Below are 22,906 nucleotides of genomic sequence, written 5' to 3' on the forward strand. Positions count from 1 at the left end.
CATTTGAGTGCCAAACGAAAACGAAAAGGGCCGATCAAAACCGATCGACCCCTCTCCGCATGAATGAAATTCTCTTGTTATTTGTTGCGTTTCGGGTATTACCGTTTCTCCAAGGCCGGACTTTTAACCACAGGGTCGGCGGTTCGAGTCCTGGACGGCCCTCAAATCTAGTTCTTTGAGCTCACTTTTGGATGATTGATCTACCTCTCGAGGGCATCGCCGATCGCTCTTTTGATCGCCGCGACTCGATCTAGGAGCGGCGCCGCGGCTATGGGCACGATCTGGTAATCGAATCTGCGATACGTCTCCTCATGAACCCGATCAAATCTCATCGCGTCTTCCGCCGTGATCTTGCGCGCGTCGGTGGCGGTAATAAAGCCGAGACTTTGAACGAAAAACACTCTCTTCTGGTATATTCCGTCCTGTTCGATCCGCTCGATTTCAGTGGAGAGTGCTGCCGAGATCGCATAGCCGAGATAGTTGGCCAGAGCGTACGTGCTGATCGGAGATCGATCGAAGAACTGCTTGTCGTCGCCGAGGCGAGGGCGCGGAGCTGGCGCTCGCGCTGCAGGTTGACGATCGCGTCGATGAACGATGCTCGCGACCAGGGTTCCGCGACGCCCTGCGCTTGCTGTAGCGCGATTATGTCGGTCGCAGCTTCCTCCACAACTCCGTAGCCCTCGAGTTCGAGGCAACGGAGAATCGTGGTCTTCCCTGCACCCGGCGTACCCGTCAGGATGTATCTCTTCATTCGATTACCCAGCGATACAAGTCAATCGTTGGATGAAGCTTGCTCCGGACTCGGTTCCGCTTGCGATGTCATGGTCGGACATTTTAGCCGAGAAACGTCTCGGTGTTGCTGGTGAAGCCGGCGGGTACTTTTGACCGCAGGGTTGGGTTCGAGTTCTGAACCCTCGCCGATTTTCTTGGAGAGGAGGGGCTTTTTGAACTCCTGCAGGATAAGGCACGACGAGACTTTGCACCTGTTGTGTAGTGAATTGAAGACGCCTGCCGAAAACCGGAATCATCGCGACGAACATAGCTTTTCCCACACAGTCGATTGGTGATTGACTAGCTTTGCGCTTAGATAGTGGGCATGCCGCCCGTCATCCGTTTCTACTTTGATTACGAATCGCCCAACGCTTATCTGGCGTGGACTCAACTGCCGAAGCTCGCCGAGAAGCACGGCTGCACGATCGAAGCGCTCCCAGTTCTCTATGCTGGTCTGCTCGATGCGCACGGGCAACTCGGTCCGGGCGAAGTGCCCGCGAAGGGACGCTGGATGACGAGCAACTTTCTGCGCAAGGCGGCGCTGCTTGGGTTGCCACTGAATCCGCCGGCGTTCTTTCCCTTCAACCCTTTGCTAGCCTTGCGCGTGTCGCTGCTCCCTTTCGGAGTTGAGCAGCGGCACGGGTTAATCGATGCGCTGTTCAAGGCGGTGTGGATGCGCGGTTTCCACGTAAGCGAACCCGCGGTGGTGGAGCGGGTGGCCGAGGAGATTGGTCTGCCCGGGAGCGAATTGATCGAGCGGGCGCAAAGCCCCGAGATCAAAGGGCTGCTGCGCCAGCGGACCGACGAAGCGATTTCCCGTGGGGTCTTCGGGGTGCCGTCGATGGAGGTGGGAGGCGAACTCTTCTGGGGCTACGACGATTTTCCCTATCTCGACCTGTTTCTTGCGGGTAATGATCCACTGAATCCGCTAGAGCGGCAGAGGTGGAGGCTCGGATCGCGGCCATCGTCGGTTCGCCGACAGTTTAGGAGCAAGACCGATTCGCCGACGAAGGTCGGAGACCGCCATCGCGGATAATTTCAGGTTCTTTCGTCCGGAAGGACCTCACGCCGTCGCGACTTTCATGGTGGCTGGTCTAAGTTTTTACCGAACTTCCCCCGGCTAGTGGAATCGCGGGAACACTGTTTGCCGCTGTCGGCAGAGACAGTTTGCCGGAACCTCGTAGATTGCGAAAAGTGCTGAGGTCGAACGAGCTGGCATTTGCGGTGGCGACTGCTCGACGGAGAGAACTTATCTGGGAGATTGTGCTGCGTATGGTTGGCAGGGCACGGCGCGAAACGTTACTCCGGATTGGCGGAGGTCTGGCGCTACCTGGAGTCCGAGAATAACCAGGCTGCAAGGTGCACCAGGCTCCATCCAGCGGCAAATGAAATCAAAGCCGCCACGTTAACCTGGCTCCAGACGATGTTCGGGTTGTGATACTCAAAAGCGTTCCACCCAAATACGAGATACCATGCCATCGCACATAGCAGTCCAATGCCAAGACTGATTCGCCTGACTCGTTTCTTGCGCATGACTCTAAGCCCGGCACCTTACGGACAAAATGGTATTAGGATTCTTGCGATCACGCTTGTGGACTTGGAGAAGGGCCGAATTGCGGTTCGCCATAAAAGCGCGACAGTGAGTATGCGTTTCAACATCAAGGTAGTTGCCCATCGACATCCTATCTTCCCGCGCTCGGTCGCCCTTCAACCGTGACAGGGGGTCAATCGGGGAAAGATTCTTTCAACTCTAGGAAATCGGCGTCACTTAACTCCAGGCTCGCGGCGCGCGCGTTTTCCTCCAGGTGCGCGATCCTCGAGGTACCCGGAATCGGGAGCATCTCAGGTGAATGCTTCAGCAGCCACGCGAGCGCAATCTGGCCGGCGGTAGCACCGTAGCGGCGCGCGACTTTCCGCAGCAGACGATTGTGGCGTGGCAACCTCCCATAGCCGAGCGGGTAGAACGGGATGAACGCAAGGCCATGGCGCTCGCAGTACTTTAGAACAGGCTCCGAAGATCGATAGGCGACGTTGTAGTGATTTTGGACGCTGACGATTGGCACGATGGCCCGGGCGCGCTCGACCTGGTCAACCGAGAAGTTAGATACGCCAACGTGGCGGACTTTGCCCGAGTTGCGCAATTCAGCAAGCGCGCCTATCGAATCTTCGATAGGGACCCCCGGATCGGGAGTATGGAACTGGTAGAGATCGATACGCTCGAGTTTGAGCCGGCGCAGACTCTCCTCGCAAGCTTTTATCAGATGTTGTGGCCTGCCGTCCGGGACCCATTGGCCCGATGGTCGCGTGTAACCTCCTTTGGTTGCGATCAGCAGATTCGGCGTATACGGATGAAGCGCTTCGGCGATAATCCGCTCGGATACTTCGGGGCCATAAGCATCTGCGGTATCCAATAGATTGATCCCGAGCTCGACCACGCGCCGCAGGAGCGCGACCGCGCCCTTGCGATCGCTCGGTTCCCCTAGCACTCCCGAGCCGGTCACGTGCATCGCTCCGAACCCGAGTCGATGGGCCGGAAGGTCTCCGCCGACCAGAAATTGCCCGTTTGGATGAGTCACCGTGGGCCCGTCGAGACAACTCCTAGTAGATGCGCTAAGTTTCGAACGGTATTTTAGCGCAGCCGCGTCACCAGATCACGGTTCAAGTATCCTGAGGCGTCTTGGCCTCAAGAAAAGAAAATCTCAGATGGGTGAGGGTGATCGCCAATGAACCGCGCGTAGCTCTGAATTCTACCTGCCTATCGGGCGCAACGACGCGCGCATCGCACGGTCGAAGGCCCACTGGCGAATATGGTTTATCTGTTCTTTCATCGTGCGGGCGAGCGGAACCACACCCATAGCGACGCCGACCAGGTCTTCGCGGGTCAGCTCGCGTTCCTTAAGTCGCGCCTTGGTCAGTGCTGAGATTACGCACTGCTCGATTTCCGCCCCGGTCCAGTCCTTGGTGAACTCAACCAGCTCGGACAGGTCGAATTTGGCGGGATCTGCTCCGCGGCGGCTCAGATGAATCTTGAATATATCGACCCGTTCGTTGCCCAGCGGCAAGTCGACGAAGAACACCTCGTCGAAACGTCCCTTGCGGATCATTTCCGCCGGCAGCAGATCGATTCGGTTTGCGGTAGCGGCGACAAACAGCCCGCGCGCTTTCTCCTGCATCCAGGTTAGGAAGAAGGCAAAAATTCTGCCTTGCTCGCCGCTTGCGTCTGCCGAGGTGATTCCCATTTCGATCTCGTCGAACCACACCACCGCTGGGGCCATCTCCTCGAGCATCTTGCAAGTTTGCACGAAAGTCGCCGCCGGTTGTCCATGCCGACCCGAAAAGACTTCGATCATATCGATGCGGTAAAGCGGCAGACCAAAATGGGCGGCAACGGCTTTGACCGAAAGGCTTTTGCCGCAGCCTGGAATCCCCATCATCAGCACGCCCTTGGGAACGATGTCCTCGCTCAGGGTGTCGCGCAGTTCGAACAGCCGCTTGCGTTCAAACAACCAGCTCTTGAGATTTTCCAGTCCGCCGACCTGCCCGATATCGGTGTTGGTAGCCACGAAATCGACCACGCCGCTGCGGGCAATCAATAACCGCTTCTCCTCGAGTAACGCAGGTATCGATTCGGTTCCGAGCCGTTTGTGCCCGGCCATTGCGCGGCGCACCGCATGGCGCGCTTCATCAAGCGTCAGTCCCTGAAGCGCCCGGGCGAGCTGATGGACGGTTTCTCCGCTAGAATCGACGCTATTACCTATTGCTGCGATTTGCTCTGCCTCGTCGCGTACGAAATCGATCAACTCCGTCAGATCGGGCGGCCGAAGCTCGACAAACGCAACGTCGCGCTCGATTTCCTCGGGGACGAAACGGACCGGCGAGCTAATCACCACGAATTTCTGCCGGTCAAGACAGGTTCGATAAAGGTCGCGCAGTCGCCTCCTCACTTCGGCCGATTCGCGCAGCGGCTCGTGGAAGTCCTTCAGATGAAAAATCGCGGGACCCTGATGCGCATCGATAAAGTCGAGTGCCTCCCGTGCATTCGATGCCTCTGGCTCGGCCTTGCCGCCGTCGCACCGCATACCCTCGGTCAGACTCCAGCTCCAAAGCGGAGCCGCTCCATTGTCAAAGAGGTTCCGCCCGGCCTCTCGTAAGATCCTTCCGATCCGCTGCTCTTCGGCCGATCGGACAAACGTGAGCGGTCGCCCGGAATCGAAGATGTCCCGGAACGTCTTGGCGGCACGGCCTTGCGTGGCCGGCGCGTTCTTAGGATGTTTCATCGCAACGTTGCCCATATCGCCGAAAATATCCGTCCGCGCCCACGGTCGGCTGAAGGACGGACCTTAGGATGATGCCACACCGCGAAGGGTAAAGCGCGGGGGGCTGCGTTACGATCCCCCGGTCGCGGTCCGGACTAGCTGTGGCAGGGATTGAGCTTGTAGCGAATTGGCATGTGCTTGATGCCGCCGACGAAGCTCGATCGTAATCGCTCCACGGCTCCCGCTAGTTCCGCATGCTCCAGTCGCTTCCCTAGCTCACGAAAGATTACTTCCAGTTCGAGGCGCGCCAGGTTCGAACCGAGGCAAAAGTGCTCGCCGATTCCAAATCCCAGATGCGGGTTCGGATTGCGCCCAATGTCAAACTTGAACGGCTCCTCAAACACGTCTTCGTCGCGATTCGCCGATGGATAAAACAGGCACACCGCCTCCCCCGCTCGAATTTTCTGCCCGCGAACCATCGTGTCCTCAGTCGCGGTACGCGAGAACTGGATGACCGGAGAGGTCCATCGCACGATTTCCTCGACGGCTGGCTTGAGGATTCCCGGCTCCCGCTTGAGGCGGCGGAACTGATCGGGATGTTCGATCAGTGCCAATAGGCCGCCGGTGGTCGCGTTGCGGGTCGTCTCGTTGCCGGCGACTACCAGCACCAGCAGGTAGGATAGCAACTCGAGCATCGGCAGCGGCGCCCCGTTGATCTTCGCGTTTGCCACAATACTGGTGACGTCGTTGGCCGGTTGCTTCTGGCGCTCGGCGACCAGGTTGCTGAAGTATTCAAAGACTTCCAACCGCGCCTGCGCAAACGTATCGGTTGGGTTCTCGCCGCGCTGGAACTCGGGATCGCCGCCGCCGATGATCTCGTTGGTCCACCTGAACAGGCGCGGCCAATCGGCGCGAGGCACCCCCAGCATCTCGGCGATCACCGCGACCGGGACCCTCGATGAAATCTCGGTGACGAAGTCACATTCCGCGCGGTCCATCACATCGTCGAAAACCTGCGTCGTTATGTTGGACACTTCGGGCTCCAGCGCGCGCACCGATCGCGGCGTGAAGTAGCGACTCAGGATAGCCCGATACTCGGCGTGCTCCGGCGGATCCATGTTCAGCAAATGCTTGAGTGGAAGGGCCTCGGGGGGAAGAGCTTCCTCGCCTTCCTCGAGCAGAAACACCGCCAGCCTGGGTCCGTTCAACCACAGGCGCGGCTGCTTGCTTATCTCCATGATGTCGGCAGCTTTGGTGACCGCCCAGAATGGATCGGTGCGCGGATGTTCGATGTAAGCCACCGGCTGATGCTTGCGCAGGTAGGTCCATTCCGTGTGCGGGTATCCATTCTTCTGGTAGTAGTCCCCGCTGATGATGTTGGTCAGGTCCAGCGGCGTGCCGGACACTTTTGCGGCTCGGTTATCTGCCTGTGCTTGCATGGTCCTCTCCCACTGGCGCGCACCAATCTTCGTCGTACTCTATTTCTCGCCCAGCGAAATCGCCTGTCGCGGACAGAGCCGAATTGCCAACTTCACTTTTTCCATCAGTCCTGCCGGGGGATTTTCGATCAGCACCTGCGCTTGGTCGTTGCGCACTTCAAGGACCTCGGGCGCGGCCCCCGCACCTCGTTCGTTCCCTTCGCAGCGCCTTAGGTCCACTACGATTTTCATCATCCAACAACCCGAAGGTCGAAGCTGTGCCTGATGCAGATGCTCACCCGCAGGCGGTTGTCAGTCAATCGGTTCCGTGACGGTCAGCCGGTTGTTGCCGTGGCAGATGGGTGGTTGTACGTCTTTACAAAGCAAGTTCTGGAACGGGTACGCGCAAGTGAGGTGCCACGGCAGAATTTGTGCGAGCGTCGCTTCATTGTACTCTCCCCGTTCGCAAGGATCTCGCTTTTCGCGCCACCCTAGCGAACGGCATATGTCTCTTTGGGAGTCATTCTGGGAGGGATGCAAAAATTATGCAGCGCAGCTGGCACCCGGACGACGCGAGAGCACCACCGATACGTTCTGATCGCAATTGAACGCAAGCAGGTGATGAATTCGTTTTAAGGAAAAGCTGGACTATGGATCCTAAAAAGCTCGATCAACCGATGATGGCGTTCGCGATTGCGGAAGAGATTTCCAAAATAAAAGCTCATCAACCGTCGACCAACAAAGGAAAGCGCTCTGCCGTTCTCGCCAAGAACGAACACGTAAGTATTGTTTTGGCCATGCTCGCGAGGGGTGAAGCACTGCAGGAGCATCGAACCGAAGGACAAATCACTGTTACCGTCGTACAGGGAGCGATCTGTTTCGACGCGCTCAACGAACGAGTCAGGCTCAACGCTGGAGGTTTGTTGACACTTCGGCCCGGCATTCGCCACTCAGTGGAAGCGTTGGAGGACAGCGCCTTCGTGATTACCGTGTGCGCCCCGACGAAGGCGCCTGCTTCCTGATGGTGCGTGGCGAGAGACCTTCACCCCCGGGAAGTGCACGCGCCCGTCGCGCTCCGGAACGGGACGGATAGGTAGAGCAGTCTGCCTGGGTGCACTGCCGATGAATGCAGAAACCATCAGAGAATACCTCGAGCATGATCATCGTCGCCTCGGTCATTTGCTCAGCTGCGCCGCGAGCGACCCAAACAAGGTCGAGCGGGGAGGGTTCGCAGAATTCCGCCGTGGTCTCCTCAGGCACATCAGCATGGAGGAAAAGATCCTGCTGCCCGCGGTCCAGGCGCTGCGCCACGGAGAGCCGCTTCGGATCGCTGCGCAGCTCCGTTTGCAGCATGGAGCGATCGCGGCTCTCTTGGTACCGTCACCACGCTCGGCCGTCGTGAATGCTCTCAAGGCGGTGCTCGCAAAACACAACGCGATCGAGGAAGGAACCGATGGCGTCTATGCGGAATGCGATAGCATCGTCGGTCCCGAGTTAGTCGGTCTGCTAAGCCGCTTGCAGGCTGCGGCCGAAGTGCCAGTCGCCCGGCACGTCGACAGCGAAAAAGTAGAAGCCTCTGCCCGCCGAGCCCTGACTCGCGCCGGCTTCGATTCGAATCTGATTTCTGATTGAGGATCGTTCAGTCGTACGAAGATTTCTTCCAGATGCCGCGCTCGATCATGCGCGCGATTTGTTTGTCGATAACTTCGCGACGATACTCCTCGTGTTTCATTGGAGCACGATCCAAGTAGAGGTTTTTCGGATAGATCGGCTCTTTGTACAAAAGCTGATAGAGCTCCGCCCGCACGTCTTTCAACCAGTTGTCCCACTGCGCTCCGGTGCGATGGTGTCGCAGCGCCTCGATATCGATAACTCCACCCATGTAGCTGGAGCCGCCGCCGTACTCGTGCCGCGCGACGACGCGCCCGCGATAGTCGAAAATAAAGGATCGCCCACCGAACGTATCTATCGGCGTCGTATCGTCTGTGCCCAGGTAGTAGGTTCCCATGTTGGGCGCGACCACGTAGAAATTGTTGTCTAGGGCGCGAGCCCGGCTCTGAATCTCGAAGATCTCGTTACCTGCTGCCGGATGCGGATACGCGCCCCGATACACGACTTCGGCCCCGTTGAGCGCGAGTGCGCGTGCATTCTCCGGGTACGATCCTTCATTGGCCATCATGATGCCGAGTCGTCCAATCGCCGTGTCGGCGACCGGCCAGAACGCATCCAGCGTCATGCCGTATCGCTCCACCCACCAGTCCAGGATATCGTGCGGACACACCGAATGCTCGACCGGGTAGAGGGGCGAGACCTTGTAGTGTCTCAAAATCAGTTCGCCCTGCGGATCGAGGATAAAACCGACGTTGAAAAAGCGATCCTTCCATTCCGGATGATGCGCCTTGGCCTGCGCGATGAGGAACGAGTTGTACTCGCGTGCAATTTTACCCAGTGCTTCGGTTTCGGGCCCCGGGATATCGATAGCGCACTCGCGAGCGAACGCGGCATGGTCGAGGTCCAGCACCTCGTCGTTGAACCCTTGCAACGCACCTTCGGGAATCGCAATCAGCCGGACCGGCAAATCGAGGCTCGAAAGCCACGCAGCTGCTTTCGTCAGATGCGCGAGATGCTCGAGGTTGACGGCAATGTCAGACCGCGTGCGGATGCCGCGCGCGGTGGGAATCAACCCGACTGCGGTATATGGCGCAATCACGAGTGGGAGACCTTGGGCAATTCTTTAAGTGCGGCGGCAATCGCGCGTTCGGGGTAGGGACTATCGTCCAATTCTCCCTGCAGGTACCGGTCATAGGCGGTCAGATCAAAATGCCCGTGACCCGATAGCGTAAAGTAGATCGCCTTGGGCTCACCGGTGCGTTTGCACTCCAGCGCTTCATCGATCGCGGTTCGAATCGCATGGTTACTTTCCGGCGCCGGGATAATTCCCTCGCACCGGGCGAAAGTCATCCCCGCCTCGAATGTCGCCAGCTGCGGGCGCGCAACTGCTTCGATGATCCGTTCGTGGTAGAGCTGCGAGACCAGCGGCGAATCACCATGGTAGCGAAGTCCACCCGCGTGAATTGACGGCGGGACGAAGTTGTGTCCAAGCGTGTACATGAGCATCAGGGGAGTGAAGCCCGATGCGTCACCGGTGTCGTAAGCATAGTGACCACGCGTCAGGGTAGGGCACGATTCCGGTTCGACCGCCACCAGGCGAACTTCGCGACCGCCGGCCTTGTCCGCTAGGAATGGTAAGGCACTGCCCCCGAAGTTCGAACCGCCACCGCAACATGCGATCACCACATCGGGATAGTCATTGACCTTTGCAAATTGTTTCTTTGCTTCCAGCCCGATCACCGTCTGATGAAGCAGCACGTGATTCAGTACGGAACCCAGCGCGTATTTAGTGTCGTTGCGAGAAACCGCCTCTTCGACTGCCTCGGAAATCGCGATCCCGAGCGAACCGGGCGAGTCCGGATCGAGGTCCAGAGTCTTTCGCCCCGAACGTGTCTGCGAGCTCGGGCTGGCGATCACCTCGGCTCCCCAGGTCTCCATCATCGATCGGCGATACGGCTTCTGATCGTAACTGACCCGCACCATGAATACGCGTACATCGATTCCGAACATCTGGCCCGCCATCGCCAGGGCCGATCCCCACTGTCCGGCGCCGGTTTCGGTCGCCAGACGGCGGACGCCGGCCGTGTGATTCAGGTAGGCTTGGGCGACTGCGGTATTGGGTTTGTGCGATCCGGCCGCGCTGACGCCCTCATATTTGTAGTAGATGCGCGCCGGGGTGCCGATCGCGGCCTCCAGCCGACGGGCACGAAACATCGGAGTGGGGCGCCAGAGCCGGTAAATTTCCCGTACCGGTTCCGGAATCGGAACCCATCGCGCACGAGTGACCTCGTGTTCGATAATCGGCTCAGAAAAAATTGCCGACAGGGCCGCGGGACTGATCGGTTTGCCGTCGGGACCGAGTGGCGGCGCGGGCGGATTCGGCAGGTCCGCCACCACGTTGTACCAATGAGTCGGGATCTCTGCTTCATCGAGCAGAATCTTCACCTGGTTCATCGGCGAGGATGATCGATCGGGCGGGACCTAGTTTCAAGCCCGCCCGCGCCAGACAACCAGCGGCGACCAGTTCCGTGGAGAACCGGCCGCCGCTTCGGAGGGGAGGAAACTGTCAGGCTACCTTCTTCTCTTTGCTGGGACGCGCCAGCGTGCGCCTACCGATCGGAACATCGTCGATGCTCTTTGGGCATCCGTCATTGCCCGTCACTACATATTCGGGGTAGGCCGGGAACCCATGCTCGTGGAGATCGAGTCCTTCGATCTCGCCTTTCGTCGGGATGCGCAGCCGGAAAGCGTATTTAACCGCATACATTAGGCACATCGATGCGATAAACGTCGCGATCGTGATTGAGAAGCTGCCGATCGTCTGCGCCTTTAGCACCGCCAATCCGCCGCCATAGAACAGTCCTGTAACTACCGCGCTGGTGTCCGCGCCGGTCGCCGTGGGAGCGCCATACTTGCCGGCCGCGAACAGACCGAGCGAGAGTGTGCCCCAGATTCCCGCAATCATATGAACCGGGACCGCGCCGATCGGGTCGTCGATTCGCAGATACTCGAGCAGGTCGATACCCCAGACCACCACAATGCCCGCGCCGATTCCGAGCAGGAACGCGCCCTCGGGGTCGACCCAGTAGCAGGGGCAGGTGATCGCGACTAGTCCGGCCAGAAAGCCGTTAACCGTCAATGCCAGGTCCCACTTTCCGCCCTTGATATAGGAGTAAAAAAGCGCGGTTAGCCCCGCGGAGCAGGCTGCCATTGTAGTGTTGAAAGAGACGCGACCGATTCCCTGTACGTCGAGCGCCGATAGCGTGCTGCCGGGATTGAAACCGTACCATCCGAACCAGAGGATGAGTCCACCCGTGGCGCCAATAATCAAGTCGTGCGGCTTCATTGGCTGGCCGCCGTCGCGCTTGAAGACCCGTCCGAGCCGCGGTCCCAAGACAATCGCGCCCGCCAGCGAAATGGTGCCACCGATCGTGTGAACCACGGTCGATCCTGCGAAGTCATGAAACGACATCGGTGCCATGTTGGCGAGCCATCCATCCGGTCCCCATGCCCAGTGGCCGATGATCGGGTAGATGAAGCCGGTCACGCCGACGCTGTAAAGCAGGTCACCGATAAAGTCGCAACGACCGATCATTGCGCCCGAGGTTACGGTCGAGCAGGTGTCCGCGAACGCGTACTGGAATACCCAAAACGCCAACAGCGGCACCCCGGTCGAACCGTAGGTTGCCGGAAGTCCGTGCAGCATGAATCCGGTGGTGCCGATCCATGGCGTGCCTGAGCAGAACATGAAGGCGAAACCCCAGAGCCAAAAGGTCACACCGCAGATGCAGGTGTCGGCGATTCCTTCGACCAGGATGTTGACGGTCTCGCGCGAGCGTGCAAAGCCCGACTCGAGCATCACGAATCCGACCTGCATGCAGAACACCAGGTACGCGGCAACCAGTGTCCACACGGTGTTGATCGCGTTGATATGCGGGGGCGGCAGGGCAGGTGCCGCATCTGCCCAAGCCTCGCTTGGTAGGTACCACTTGGTCATCAAGGTCAGAACGATTGCCAAGCCAACCATCTTGGCGAGTAGCAATGTCCCTGCTTTTCTTACAGTCTCCGGATCGCGCAACGCTTTGCACAGCCGCTCGTAGAGCGCGCTCCCGCTAGTTGTCGTTTTCATTTCAGGCGTCCCTCCAAAGCTCGATCTGACCACGCTCCAAGTGTTCGCGGCCGCTCCCGCCTATCGCAATGCGCGTGCCTCGCGATGGCGCAAGCGCGATCAATCGAGCGGGGGACCGCGGCAGGGACACTACGGACGAGTCACGATCCACCGTTGGGTGGAGTTGGCATTGTCAGTGAAGGCGAACCCGGAAATTCCACTCTCGATGAACGAAATGAGGATTGCCCAAGCGGGCAGCATTGCTTTCTCAATAAGCAGCCGAGGAGTTGAGCCGACTCGTCACGCGTTTGGAGCAGTTCATCAAGCGCCGGTCGCGCCACGGCGGGACGCATTACCCGGCCTCGCCGAGAAATGTGTTTCGTGGCCGCGCTCGAGATGCTTGCAATGAATTGGGTCAGGAGCGAGCTGGTGCAGCCACGAGAGTGAGGGCGACGTCACCAGCGAATCGTCGCTGCGGATTTGTGAGGCTTAACCGATGGTGCGAGTTGTCCGCCGCTGCCGCGATCTACGCGACAGCCCTCGAAGTCGCGGCCTGCATTGCACTATTCAGGCGCTCTCGCGATAACCGCAAATACGCGGTGCAGTACGGTGAAGGGATCCGGTGGAAAGCGTTCCACCAGCACCACTTTAAGCTCTGCATCAAACGCCGCGACGCCCTCCGCCGACAAGCTCGCACCCACTCCCGCACTGGCGCGAATGCGCCCGCGCCATGCTTCGTGTGAGTAGGGTACATCGAGGTCGAAAGAAAACGTCTCCAGGCCACGAAAACCCGCGGTCGCCAGCCCACCGAGCCACTGCGGGTACATTCCCATCCCACCGCCCAATTTCCATTTGGGGCTGTGCTTCTCGATCAGCTTCTCGGTTAGGTCAGCGATGTTTCCCGGCAGCGGTATCCAATCAAAGTGAGCGATTACCAGGTGACCGCCGGGCTTGAGCAATCGGCGCGCTTCCGCGGCGGCCCGGGGACGGTCGAACCAATGCCAGCACTGGCCGGCAATAACCAGGTCAAAGCTCGACTCCGGCAAGCCCGTCGCTTCGGCGGGCGCTTCGACGTATCGCACGCTGACGCTCGCCTCGCGATCGATACGGGCCGCTTCTTCCATCAAAGGCGTCGAGCGATCGAGCCCGGTCGATTCGCATCCGCGCTCGGCGAGTCCACGCGCGAGCGTACCGGTGCCGGTACCCAGGTCGAGCGAGCGAGCGCCTGGGCGGACGATCCGCATCGCTGCCAGGCGATCGAAGAACGCCGGTGGAAACCCGGCCCGATGCTTCCCGTAATCGGCCGCAGTGCGACCGAAATCTGCGACCAGTTTGCCTGCGGTAACTTCTGCCGATGCCATAGTCGACTCTCTTGTAGCGAAGAACGGTGGTTATCCGCGCCCGTTGACTTCATACATCTTTGCACTACTGTATACAACTTGAGCAGCTGTCGCCGTCTTGACGGCGCGGTCCGGGGATGGCGTCATCTCCACGTGGCGACTCGAATCTCCGACCGCGCGCAAATGCTCACGGCGTCCGAGGCCGCGGGCGCGCTCGGCGTCAAGTTGGGCACCCTGTACGCATATGTCAGCCGCGGATGGCTCAAAAGCTACCGGCGCCGTATCGGCAGACAGGCGCTCTATCGCCGCACCGACATTGAGGCGCTGCGTGGCGTGGTGGCGCCCGAACGCGGGCGGCGCGGCCGCAGCCTTCCCGATGCTTCTTCATGGGTCACCGTCGCGCAACCCAAAAGCTCCGAGACTGCCACGTCGGGGGTAATCGTGGCGGAGTCCGCGGTAAGCTCGATCCTTGAAGGACGCCTCGCCTACCGAGGTTATCCGATAGAGGAAGTCGTCGAGCATGCTGCTTTCGAAGAAGTCTGTCTTCTCCTTTGGAATGGCGAGCGACCCTCACCCGATGAAATAGTGGCCTTGCGCGCGGAAATCCGCGATGCGCGCATGCCGCCGCAGGTTGCGTCGGCCCTGGCCGCGGTCGGCGAGGACGCGCCGCCGCTACTGCGCCTGGCGGCGATGATGCCCGCGCTGGCTGCATGGGACAGCCGGCAGGCGCCCCGGTCACCGCTCGATCGCGCCAAGCTCATCATCAGCCATCTGCCGCTCGCGCTCGCCCGCCAGCGTCCCGATGGCGCTCATCTCGGAGACGGCGGGATGGCGGCGCGTCTGCTCGAATCCGTCGCCGGTACCACCGCTGCACAATGGGAAATTACCGCGCTTGATCGCGTGCTGGTCGCCTGCGCGGAGCACGAGCTGAACGCGTCGACGTTTGCTGCGCGAGTCGTCGCGAGCACCGGGGCCGATTTATTTGCCTCCGTCCTGTCGGCGCTTTGCTCGTTGTCGGGACCGATTCATGGCGGCGCTTGTGATCGAATTGAGGAAATGCTCGCGCGTATCGCGACGGGAGCACCCATCGGTGACTGTCTCGATACGATCATGCGCGAAAATCGTCTTCCCCCGGGGTTCGGCCACGCCATCTATCCGGGTGGCGACCCGCGCGCAGCTCTGCTGCGCAAGCACGCCGAGGCCATCGGGCGGCGCAGAGGACGCCGGCTCCTGGAGATCGCCTCGCGTATCGAAGAGGCAGTCTGGAAGCGCGAACGGCTCCGTCCTAACCTCGATTTTTATCTGACGGTCTCCACCAGGATGCTCGGATTTGCGCGTGGCCTGCCGGCCGCGATTTTCGCCATCGGGCGCTCTGCCGGATGGATCGCGCACGGAATCGAGCAATATGCGGACAATCGGCTGATCCGCCCACGGATGCGCTATCGGGGAATCGCGATTCGTCACTGGAACCAGTGAAGCCTCCCCTCGCCACGCTGGAGCCGCACGAGACCGAGCGCCTGCTGGCCGATATTAACTATCTGAACACTGCCGAGCTGCGCGGGTTCTGCAACGCGCAGGGAATTCCATACACGATCCAGATCGAAAGCGGGGACGGCCGTTTCACCCGAAGCAAAGATGCTGATCGCAAGGGTATCGTCATCGATCGCATCGTGCATTTCCTGAAGACTGGCAACGTCAAGCCAGCCACGACCTTCCGAAAGCAAGTCGTCAGCAGCAAAGAACTCGGCCGAGCGCCATTTGAGTCCGATCCCGTCCGATACGGGGAATACAAAAATCACCACGCCGCGACCCTCAGGCTGATGAAGCAATTGACCGACCGCAAATTCGAATTCGGCGCGATCGCACAGGAAGTGCTGCGCGCCTGCTGGTCACGAAACCAAGCTCCCACCTATCGCGAATTCGCAAGGCTATGGGAAAAGGCGGCAGCCGATCATTCAAAGCCAAACCCGGAGTGGGCCTTCCTGACAGATCTCGCCCAAGGAACCGCAGGCGGCGACTGGAAAAAGCTCCGCAGCCAAAAGGCCTCGGCGGTTCTATCGCTTTTGGGAAAAATCACTACACAGCAGTCGTTTCGGAATGAGAACAGCAAAGGTAGGAAGGTCGCGGCGAAGGTGCCCGTGAAACGTGGGTGAGAGGGCCCGGAACAGAGCGGCGGATTCCCTCCATCTTTCTTGAGCCGCCCGGATAGCGCGGTGTAAGTCGGCACCCAATCATCGCAAACCAGCGTCGCTCAAACGTCGCCTGCTGCCCACCGGCGGCTTTGACGAGGGACGTCGCCAAGTCGTATTGAAGAAGCAGTGGCATCCTGAATGAAAGCTCTAGCAAAGACCAAGAACGGTTTCGGTGCGGAACTGGTGGATCTCCCGACCCCGCATCCGGGCGAAGGCGAACTCCTCGTCAAAGTCGGTGCCTGCGGAATCTGCGGGTCTGACCTTCATCTGTATCAATGGGAACTCGGCGCCGATCGGATGGTCAGCCGCCTCCCATTCGTGATGGGCCACGAACCGGGCGGTGAAATAGTCGAGGTTGGACCCGGCGTTTCCAACTTCAAGCCTGGAGATCGCGTTGCGCTCGACCCGTTCGGCAACTGTGGACGATGCGGCCCGTGCCGCGCCGGCCGCTTCCACCTCTGCTCGTCGCCGACCACTCTTTCGGGGGCCCTCGCCGAATTTACGGTCGCGCCGGTCGGCAACAGTCACAAAGTGCCGGACTCGATGAGCTTTGAGCTAGCCTCCCTGCTTGAGCCCTTCGGCACCGGTCTGCATGCAGTTGAACAATCATCGCTTAAGCCAGGTGACAGTGCGGTGATCGAAGGCCCGGGTCCAATCGGCTTTTCGATCGCGATCGCAGCCCGCGCGCTCGGCGTCAGCTCCATCGTCATCACGGGCCTTCCCTCAGACACCGGTCGCCTGGCGCTCGCCCGCGAGCTGGGGTTCACGACCGTGACGGCGCAGGAGGAAGGATGGACTCGGCGGGTGCGCGATTATCTCCCCTCCGAGGGTGCAGACGCTTTGTTCGACGCGTGCGGCGAGATTGATTCACCGCGGGAGCTGCTCAAACGCGGCGGCGAGCTTATCGGAGTCGGATGGCCGGCCCGCGACATCACCTCGACCGAACTACGCGCGCTGTTTTTCCACGGCGTGAAGTGGATAAATTCGCGCGTGCGCACGCCAGAAACCTGGCGCCGTGCGATTTCGTTGGTGGCCTCCGGGACCATTGATCTCATGCCGATGGTGACGCATCGTTATGAGTTGGCGCGCGGCATCGACGCGTTCGAGCTGTTGCGCGAACGCAAGGGAGTCAAAGCGTTAATTCTGCCGCACGGATAAGCCGTGCGCTCAACAATTTCGGGAGCTGCGTCATGCGGAACGGATTCAAAATCGTCGACACTGACACCCACCTGATGGAGCCCGACTACGTCTTCGAGAAGTACATAGACGAGGCCTACAAGTCACAGGCGCCGAAGATGGGAGTGGCACCCGAGTCGGGAAGGCGCACGTTCCTGGTCGAGGGCGAGCCGTTCACCCGAGAGAAGGGCAAGTACCCGATGGCCGCTCCGGCCTTTCTGCAGTCTGTCCGCACGGCGATGAAGCGTTTCGAGCGTGCCGCCAAGACCGGATTCAACGCGGAAAGCCGGGTCCAGGACATGGACGAACAGGGTGTCGACGTCCAGATCATCTATCCAACGGCGGCGGGACAGATGATGGGCCGCGAATTCCGGGATGCGAAGCTGCTGGCAGCCTGCTGCCGCGCTTACAATGATTGGAGTGCGGATTTTTGCTCGCACGACCCGAAGCGTCTGCGATGGGCGGCGATACTGCCGATGCAGGACCCGGACCTCTCCATCGAGGAAGCGCACCGCTCGGCAAAAAAAGGCGCGGTCAGCTTTTACGTGCGACCGAACCCGGTGCGCGGCCGCACCATCTTCCACCAGGAGTACCTTCCGCTGTGGGGCGAGGTCGAAAAACTCGGCTTGCCGATTTCGACTCACGACTCGGCCTCGGCCTCGGTTGAATCGTTTGGCGACCGCATGGATACCCATGTGAGCGGCCATATCCTGTCCCACCCGTTCGAGGCGATGGCCGCGATGGCGGGGCTAATCTGGTACGGAGTGATCGAGAAATATCCAAAACTGCGAGTGGTCCACGTGGAAGCAGACGCGGGATGGGTGCCATACTGGCTACAGCGGATGGAACAGCATTGGAACTACAGCGGTAACGCCGAGCACGAGTACCTCAAGCGCCGGCCCAGCGAATATTTCAAATCCAACTTCTTCGTTGCCTTTCGAGGCGACGAACCGACGATGAAGGCGGCGGTCGAGCTGGTCGGCGACGACAATTTCCTGTGGGACACAGACTATCCGCATCCTGACGGCACCTTCCCATGGGGGATCGGCGCTATGATCGATCAAAAGATTCCCGACGCTAGCAAGCGGAAAATCCTCTGGGACAACCCAGCCCGCGCCTTCAATCTGTAGAGGGTCAGGTCTGAGACGGCGAAGGCGGTCGTCGACCCTGTCTCAATCCGCCCGCGAAAGCTACGTGAGCTGCGAGACGCCCGCGTCTGCATTTAGACCGGGCCGCCCGCCTTTCGCCTCTCCAGTGCTTCTGCGAAACTGTCTAAGTGGCTCGCCAGATATCAGCCGAATCGGTCCTTGAAGCACTCGCGCAAATAAACTATCCGGGATATTCCACTGGTCTTGTAGCCCTCGGCGTGATCGAGGAAGTCGTGCCCAAACCCGACGGCGCCGTCTCGATCCTGGTACGCCAGGCAACCGAGCGCGACGAAGTGATGCAGGGCATCGCCGACGAAATCCACCAGGTACTGACTCACCGTCTTGGCATTAAGAACGTGGAACTCCGGGTCCGCAAGCTCGAAGCGGAGCTCGGGGAGAAAACCGGCCGGGTTCACCTCGAAGGCACCAAGCACATCATCGCGGTCGCGAGCGGAAAGGGCGGGGTAGGCAAATCCACCGTCGCAGCCAACCTTGCCTGCGCGCTTGCGCAACTCGGCCTCAGTGTCGGGCTCCTCGATGCCGACATCTATGGTCCTTCCGTGCCGATGATGTTTGGTATCGGCGATGAGCGTCCCAAGTCCGCGGGCGGGCAGAATTTTTACCCCATCGAAAAATATGGGGTTAAGCTGGTGTCGATCGGATTCTTTCTAGGCGAACGTGCGCCGGTTATCTGGCGCGGACCGATGGTGATGGGTGCCGTGCGCCAGTTCCTCAAAGACGCGCTGTGGGGCACCCAGGACTTTCTGGTGGTCGATTTGCCACCTGGGACCGGTGATGCGCAATTGACGCTCGCTCAGCAGGTGGCCGTGGATGGAGTCGTGATCGTGACTACGCCACAGGAAGTGGCGCTCCTCGATGCCTTCCGGGCGGTGCGAATGTTCCGGCAGGTGCATTGTCCCCTGCTCGGGGTCGTCGAAAACATGAGCTACTTCGTCTGTCCTGATTGCGGCGAGCGCGACGAACTTTTCGGACGCGGTGGGGGCGAGGCGATGGCCATTCAGGAACATACGGACCTGCTCACACGGATACCAATTCAAATCGAACTGCGGCGGGCCGGCGATGAAGGTATGCCACTGGTGATAAAGGACCCGTCGCACCCCGTGAGCGTCGCCTTTAAGGAACTCGCCAAACGCATCGTCGCCGCGATGACTGCGTAGGCGCAGGCAGATACTTGCTAGGGTCGGAGTCCGCCGATATTCTTCCCGTTCAAATCGAGGCAAGACGCCGACTCTTGCCACGCAGGCTGCAGCCCGCGTGAGGTCCGGAGAACCGTTGGAATATGTCTACGCTGATTACTGAAGAGTGCATCAACTGCGGCGCGTGCGAACCCGAGTGCCCAAACACCGCCATCTATGAGGGAGGCGCGCCGTGGGAACTTGACGGGGCGACCAATCCCGCGATCAAAGATGACATCTACTATATAGCTCCCCAAAAATGCACCGAGTGCGTTGGCTTCTTCGATCAGGAACAATGCGCGGCGGTTTGTCCGGTAGACTGCTGTATTCCCGACCCAAATATTCCCGAGAGCGAGGAAGTTCTCCTGGAACGCGCCCGGAGAATGCATCCCGACCAGAGCTTCGGAGCCGATTTTCCCTCCCGTTTTAAGAAAGGTTAATTCTTATTTACCGATCGCACAGAACGAGGGCTTCAGCTTCCATTCTACCAGTGTCATCGGGAATTTATTTTGCCGGATTCTTCGCCAGTGACGCTCGAACTTCACGACTGTCTCCGAACCACGAGGGCACGCTGACGCGTCTTCACTTTGCCAACGAAGCCGCTTGCGCAAAATCCAGCACGGCAGGCCCTTCTCATTGGTCCCTTCTGCCGTCAACCGATACGCACATCGCTCCCAAAAGCGCCGCGACCGAAGCCGTACCCGCTGAACCACGACCTCCACTTCCGTCCAACTCTCGGAAGATAGGACGTTCTCGATAGTGCCCGCGGCCTCGCGACCGAAGCCCTTCCCCTGCCAGGCGCGATGAAGAATCAGGAGACCGAGCGCCGCGTAGTCACCACGGGGATGGGGCGCCAGTAGGTCCGCAATACCGATCAATTTTCCGCTTTCCCGAAGCCTCACCGCTAGGAACCGTTGATTTTCTCGCGCTTGCCCGGTGAGTAGCGGCCATCGGCTTACTTCCTCGACAGAATAATCAGAGCGGTCCTCCGAGCCTTCCGAGTCGCGAACGAAATCTGGATTGCTGTTGAAGATCGCTTGCACTTCCCTCGGCTGCAGAATCCCTTTCTACCCTCGAGATTGTAAGATGCTGTGTACAAATGTTCACGGTGACTTGCTTTCTTCTCTGATATCTAATTAGATCGATATCTAATTAGATATCAGAAAACAAGTGACGGATCACGACACCACCGCTCTCCTCAGGCACTTCAAGGCGCTGGGCAATGAAAGCCGTCTCAAGCTGGTCGGTCTCATCGCCGATCGCGAGCGCAATGTGCAAGAACTGGCGGCACTGCTTGCCCTCAAGGAACCGACCGTCTCGCATCATCTTGCGATCTTGAAAAATGCGGGTCTTCTGGCCATGCGCGTCGAAGGCAACACGCACTGGTATCGGCTCGACCTCGATGCGCTCCGGCGCATCAACCGGTCGGTCTTCTCCGCAGATTTGTCCAGGGTCCCATACGAAGTCGATGGCCAAGTGTGGGAGCGTGAAATCCTGCGCAACTTTATTGAAGACGATCGGCTTACCAAAATTCCCGACACCCGCAAGAAGCGATGGGTGGTGCTCAAATGGCTCACCCGCCGTTTCGCACTCGACACGCGCTACAGCGAAGCGGAGGTCAATGCCGTCCTCAAACGGCATCATCCCGACGCCGCAACCTTGCGCCGCGAGTTGATTGGCTACCGGATGCTGGAACGGAACAAAGGAATCTACCGGCGAACCCCAGAATCAGGCTGGAAAGCCTTCTAGTCCGAGTACCAGCCGGGGACGACCTTGGCGGCCGTAAGTTAGGCTTTTCGTGAAATCGGCGGACGCAATTTCCAAATCGCCGTTGGCGAATTTGCTCTCCGCCTAATACAATTCCACGAGCGTGTCACGGCTTACTGACAAAACCGTCGTGCTCGGCGTGGGAGGCGGTATCGCAGCCTACAAGGCCGCCGAAATCACGCGCCTTCTGGTCCAGCGCGGCGCTAAGGTCCGCGTGATGATGACTCCCAACGCCCGAGAGTTCATCACTCCGCTGACTCTGCAAACTCTCTCGCAGAATGCGGTCGCGACCGACACCTTCTCGCTCACCCAAGAATCGCAGATAGGCCACATCCGCCTTGCCGATGCAGCGGACCTCATTCTGATAGCGCCCGCCACCGCCGACCTGATTGCCAAAGCCGCCGTCGGTATTGCAGACGACATCGTAACAACCGTGCTGCTGGCCACTCGGGCGAAGGTCGCGTTTGCACCCGCGATGAACGTGCACATGTATGCTCACCCGACCGTACAGGGAAATCTCGCCACTCTCAGATCACGCGGCGTCTCAATTATCGAACCCGGGGAGGGAGACCTCGCGTGCGGCTACGAAGGCAAGGGACGGCTCGAAGACCCAGCGATCATAGTGGAGGAACTCGAGCGAATGGTCGCACCCCGCGATCTCGAGGGTCAGCGCATCCTGGTAACTGCCGGCCCGACTCAGGAAGCGATCGATCCGGTGCGGTTCGTCTCCAATCGGTCGTCGGGGAAAATGGGCTTTGCGATCGCCCGCTCCGCCGTGGCTCGCGGCGCGGAGGTCAGGATGGTCGCCGGACCGTCATCGCTTCCGACCCCGCGCGGTGTCGAGCGCTTCGACACCGTCAACGCGGCCGACATGCTCGGCGCGACCTCGCGCAATTTCCCGTGGTGCACTGTGCTCGTGATGGCGGCGGCAATCGCCGATTTTCGACCCGCAGATCCTGCCTCGAATAAGTTGAAAAAGAATTCGCGCGGCCTTGATCTCAAAATGGTGTCGATCGCCGATGAGCTCCCGCGGCTGGCCGCCAAACGGGGATCGCGCGTGATGATCGGATTCGCGGCCGAAACCAACGATCTGGAAGCCAACGCTCGCGATAAACTGAAGCGCAAGGGCCTCGACCTAATCGTAGCCAACGACGTTACCCAACACGGCGCTGGTTTCGGCGCCGACACCAACATCGTCACGCTCATTACCCCGGATGGCGTTGCGCATTCCCATCCAAAGCTCGGCAAAGACGAGGTAGCCGACCTGATCCTGGATCGCCTGGTCGCGATCCGCACGTCGAAGCATCGTCGGCTCCGGGCCGTTCGTTAGTCTAGGAAATTCCCGGCTCATCGCGGGAGAGGCATGACCACGCAAGGGCCTGAAACCCAAGCGAGCCTCGCAACCATTTAGCAAACCCAGGGTCTTAGAGCCCAGGCTAGAATTTCCGGGCAGCTGCGTCGGGAACGGCGCCCTCTTCGACGACCTCCTCGTTTGTGCTTAGACATACCCACGGGAAGCCGGGGTGGTGAAAGCGGTAGACACAGAGGACTTAAAATCCTCTGGACCGAGAGGTCCGTGCGGGTTCGAGTCCCGCCCCCGGCACTCAAAAGTATGCGACATAATTGGTGATTTAGCTCTCAGAGCAACAAATGTCAAGCGCGAGATACCGTGAAGTAACGGCGCGACTTTGGCTGAACTTTGGCTGTTCCGTCACCAAACGCTTGTTGCCCTAGTAACAGCGACACGTTTTCGTCTCCTGAAAATTGAACGGGCACAAATCGACACCGGACAGACGGTGTCACAGAAGAAAGGAGTGCAGCAATGTCGACAGTTGAACAGGAATCTCACGAACAGCCAGATGTTAGTTCCCTCGATTGGGGCCCAGACAGCCCTCGCGGAGGTAAGGCTGTCATGGGGCGAAT

20 protein-coding genes and 1 tRNA gene are annotated in these 22,906 nt (G+C 59.6%); 12 read left to right on the top strand and 9 right to left on the bottom strand.

Annotated elements, in window-relative coordinates; all coding sequences use genetic code 11:
- Positions 1 to 200: 200 nt before the first annotated feature.
- On the bottom strand, positions 201 to 695 hold the full coding sequence (locus VGI36_15405; protein ID HEY2486535.1) for an AAA family ATPase: 495 nt from the start codon (positions 693 to 695) through the stop codon (positions 201 to 203).
- 401 nt (positions 696 to 1,096) lie between these two features.
- Here VGI36_15405 and VGI36_15410 point away from each other — a divergent pair, with 401 nt between their 5' ends.
- Entirely contained in the window at positions 1,097 to 1,807 is a 711-nt protein-coding gene (locus VGI36_15410) for a 2-hydroxychromene-2-carboxylate isomerase (GenBank protein HEY2486536.1), read from the top strand.
- A gap of 688 nt (positions 1,808 to 2,495) precedes the next feature.
- Here the strand turns inward: VGI36_15410 and VGI36_15415 are convergent.
- From VGI36_15415 to VGI36_15430, 4 genes are all read right to left on the bottom strand, one after another.
- A complete protein-coding gene (locus tag VGI36_15415) occupies positions 2,496 to 3,347 on the bottom strand; it encodes an aldo/keto reductase (protein HEY2486537.1) in 852 nt (283 codons plus the stop codon).
- Between the two features lie 171 nt (positions 3,348 to 3,518).
- Entirely contained in the window at positions 3,519 to 5,063 is a 1,545-nt protein-coding gene (locus tag VGI36_15420; protein ID HEY2486538.1) for an AAA family ATPase, read from the bottom strand.
- A 119-nt stretch (positions 5,064 to 5,182) separates the two neighbouring features.
- Entirely contained in the window at positions 5,183 to 6,466 is a 1,284-nt protein-coding gene (locus VGI36_15425; GenBank protein ID HEY2486539.1) for a cytochrome P450, read from the bottom strand.
- 39 nt (positions 6,467 to 6,505) lie between these two features.
- The gene (locus VGI36_15430; protein ID HEY2486540.1) at positions 6,506 to 6,697 is read right to left on the bottom strand and encodes a ferredoxin; all 192 of its coding nucleotides are present in this window, start codon (positions 6,695 to 6,697) and stop codon (positions 6,506 to 6,508) included.
- A 428-nt stretch (positions 6,698 to 7,125) separates the two neighbouring features.
- Here VGI36_15430 and VGI36_15435 point away from each other — a divergent pair, with 428 nt between their 5' ends.
- Together VGI36_15435 and VGI36_15440 are read left to right on the top strand one after the other, a co-directional pair.
- Positions 7,126 to 7,467 carry a cupin domain-containing protein gene (locus tag VGI36_15435; protein ID HEY2486541.1) on the top strand — a complete coding sequence of 114 codons (342 nt, stop codon included), beginning with the start codon at positions 7,126 to 7,128 and terminating at the stop codon, positions 7,465 to 7,467.
- A 100-nt stretch (positions 7,468 to 7,567) separates the two neighbouring features.
- Positions 7,568 to 8,077: a hemerythrin domain-containing protein gene (locus VGI36_15440; protein ID HEY2486542.1), complete on the top strand. Its 510-nt coding sequence runs from the start codon at positions 7,568 to 7,570 to the stop codon at positions 8,075 to 8,077.
- Between the two features lie 7 nt (positions 8,078 to 8,084).
- Here VGI36_15440 and VGI36_15445 read toward each other — a convergent pair whose 3' ends face one another.
- The 4 genes from VGI36_15445 to VGI36_15460 all read right to left on the bottom strand — a co-directional run bounded on the left by VGI36_15445 (position 8,085) and on the right by VGI36_15460 (position 13,525).
- The gene (locus VGI36_15445) at positions 8,085 to 9,155 is read right to left on the bottom strand and encodes a nitrilase-related carbon-nitrogen hydrolase (GenBank protein HEY2486543.1); all 1,071 of its coding nucleotides are present in this window, start codon (positions 9,153 to 9,155) and stop codon (positions 8,085 to 8,087) included.
- Positions 9,152 to 10,510 (bottom strand): TrpB-like pyridoxal phosphate-dependent enzyme, encoded by a 1,359-nt coding sequence (locus tag VGI36_15450; protein HEY2486544.1) that lies wholly within the window; start codon positions 10,508 to 10,510, stop codon positions 9,152 to 9,154. The genes VGI36_15445 and VGI36_15450 overlap by 4 nt, the downstream gene beginning before the upstream one ends.
- Positions 10,511 to 10,622: 112 nt before the next feature.
- A complete protein-coding gene (amt, locus tag VGI36_15455; GenBank protein HEY2486545.1) occupies positions 10,623 to 12,185 on the bottom strand; it encodes an ammonium transporter in 1,563 nt (520 codons plus the stop codon).
- 542 nt (positions 12,186 to 12,727) lie between these two features.
- Entirely contained in the window at positions 12,728 to 13,525 is a 798-nt protein-coding gene (locus tag VGI36_15460; protein ID HEY2486546.1) for a class I SAM-dependent methyltransferase, read from the bottom strand.
- Between the two features lie 132 nt (positions 13,526 to 13,657).
- Here VGI36_15460 and VGI36_15465 point away from each other — a divergent pair, with 132 nt between their 5' ends.
- From VGI36_15465 to VGI36_15505, 9 genes are all read left to right on the top strand, one after another.
- Complete coding sequence (locus tag VGI36_15465) at positions 13,658 to 14,980, top strand: citrate/2-methylcitrate synthase (GenBank protein HEY2486547.1); 1,323 nt, start codon at positions 13,658 to 13,660, stop codon at positions 14,978 to 14,980.
- Entirely contained in the window at positions 14,977 to 15,657 is a 681-nt protein-coding gene (locus VGI36_15470) for a hypothetical protein (protein HEY2486548.1), read from the top strand. The genes VGI36_15465 and VGI36_15470 overlap by 4 nt, the downstream gene beginning before the upstream one ends.
- Before the next feature lie 177 nt (positions 15,658 to 15,834).
- Positions 15,835 to 16,854: an alcohol dehydrogenase catalytic domain-containing protein gene (locus tag VGI36_15475; protein ID HEY2486549.1), complete on the top strand. Its 1,020-nt coding sequence runs from the start codon at positions 15,835 to 15,837 to the stop codon at positions 16,852 to 16,854.
- Positions 16,855 to 16,886: 32 nt separating this feature from the next.
- Positions 16,887 to 18,002, top strand: a complete 1,116-nt coding sequence (locus VGI36_15480) for an amidohydrolase family protein (GenBank protein HEY2486550.1) — start codon at positions 16,887 to 16,889, stop codon at positions 18,000 to 18,002.
- A 146-nt stretch (positions 18,003 to 18,148) separates the two neighbouring features.
- The gene (locus VGI36_15485) at positions 18,149 to 19,198 is read left to right on the top strand and encodes an Mrp/NBP35 family ATP-binding protein (GenBank protein HEY2486551.1); all 1,050 of its coding nucleotides are present in this window, start codon (positions 18,149 to 18,151) and stop codon (positions 19,196 to 19,198) included.
- A 122-nt stretch (positions 19,199 to 19,320) separates the two neighbouring features.
- A complete protein-coding gene (locus tag VGI36_15490; GenBank protein ID HEY2486552.1) occupies positions 19,321 to 19,656 on the top strand; it encodes a YfhL family 4Fe-4S dicluster ferredoxin in 336 nt (111 codons plus the stop codon).
- Between the two features lie 730 nt (positions 19,657 to 20,386).
- A complete protein-coding gene (locus tag VGI36_15495; GenBank protein ID HEY2486553.1) occupies positions 20,387 to 20,965 on the top strand; it encodes a metalloregulator ArsR/SmtB family transcription factor in 579 nt (192 codons plus the stop codon).
- Positions 20,966 to 21,086: 121 nt separating this feature from the next.
- Positions 21,087 to 22,313 (top strand): bifunctional phosphopantothenoylcysteine decarboxylase/phosphopantothenate--cysteine ligase CoaBC, encoded by a 1,227-nt coding sequence (gene coaBC, locus VGI36_15500; protein ID HEY2486554.1) that lies wholly within the window; start codon positions 21,087 to 21,089, stop codon positions 22,311 to 22,313.
- Positions 22,314 to 22,500: 187 nt separating this feature from the next.
- Positions 22,501 to 22,586: transfer RNA gene (locus VGI36_15505), tRNA-Leu, on the top strand.
- Positions 22,587 to 22,906: the final 320 nt, after the last annotated feature.

The sequence above is a fragment of the Candidatus Binataceae bacterium genome, from assembly GCA_036495685.1.
Classification (GTDB): Bacteria; Desulfobacterota; Binatia; order Binatales; family Binataceae; genus JAFAHS01.

Bases quoted from the DNA above. Each gene is read 5' to 3' on its own strand.
- VGI36_15460 (HEY2486546.1), bottom strand. From the start codon at position 13,525: ATGGCATCGGCAGAAGTTACCGCAGGCAAACTGGTCGCAGATTTCGGT.
- VGI36_15425 (HEY2486539.1), bottom strand. From the start codon at position 6,466: ATGCAAGCACAGGCAGATAACCGAGCCGCAAAAGTGTCCGGCACGCCG.
- VGI36_15450 (HEY2486544.1), bottom strand. From the start codon at position 10,510: ATGAACCAGGTGAAGATTCTGCTCGATGAAGCAGAGATCCCGACTCAT.
- VGI36_15430 (HEY2486540.1), bottom strand. From the start codon at position 6,697: ATGAAAATCGTAGTGGACCTAAGGCGCTGCGAAGGGAACGAACGAGGT.
- VGI36_15480 (HEY2486550.1), top strand. From the start codon at position 16,887: ATGCGGAACGGATTCAAAATCGTCGACACTGACACCCACCTGATGGAG.
- VGI36_15475 (HEY2486549.1), top strand. From the start codon at position 15,835: ATGAAAGCTCTAGCAAAGACCAAGAACGGTTTCGGTGCGGAACTGGTG.
- VGI36_15435 (HEY2486541.1), top strand. From the start codon at position 7,126: ATGGCGTTCGCGATTGCGGAAGAGATTTCCAAAATAAAAGCTCATCAA.
- VGI36_15420 (HEY2486538.1), bottom strand. From the start codon at position 5,063: ATGGGCAACGTTGCGATGAAACATCCTAAGAACGCGCCGGCCACGCAA.
- amt (HEY2486545.1), bottom strand. From the start codon at position 12,185: ATGAAAACGACAACTAGCGGGAGCGCGCTCTACGAGCGGCTGTGCAAA.
- VGI36_15490 (HEY2486552.1), top strand. From the start codon at position 19,321: ATGTCTACGCTGATTACTGAAGAGTGCATCAACTGCGGCGCGTGCGAA.
- VGI36_15440 (HEY2486542.1), top strand. From the start codon at position 7,568: ATGAATGCAGAAACCATCAGAGAATACCTCGAGCATGATCATCGTCGC.
- VGI36_15410 (HEY2486536.1), top strand. From the start codon at position 1,097: ATGCCGCCCGTCATCCGTTTCTACTTTGATTACGAATCGCCCAACGCT.